Source organism: Rahnella perminowiae (assembly GCF_019049755.1).
GTDB lineage: Bacteria > Pseudomonadota > Gammaproteobacteria > Enterobacterales > Enterobacteriaceae > Rahnella > Rahnella perminowiae.
The window spans coordinates 1-255 of record NZ_JAFMOS010000009.1 but is presented as its reverse complement, the minus strand read 5'-3'; the positions used below and the strand labels follow the sequence as shown (position 1 = coordinate 255).

1 rRNA gene is annotated in these 255 nt (G+C 45.5%); it reads left to right on the top strand.

From position 1 onward, the window contains the following. Positions 1-153: 153 nt before the first annotated feature. Positions 154-255: ribosomal RNA gene (locus J1785_RS00035) — 23S ribosomal RNA — on the top strand; the annotation flags it as partial.

Here is a 255-nt window from a genome sequence, read left to right as displayed (position 1 = left end):
AAGATATTGCTCTTTAACAATCTGGAACAAGCTGAAAATTGAAAGTTTACAGCTGAACATCACTCTCCGTATCTGTACTGAGTGGTGGATTAGTCTGTAACAGAGTCTCTCAAATAATCGCAATGCGGCGGTGGAAACACCTTCGGGTTGTGAGGTTAAGCGACTAAGCGTACACGGTGGATGCATAGGCAGTCAGAGGCGATGAAGGGCGTGCTAATCTGCGAATAGCGTCGGTAAGTTGAGATGAACCGTTAT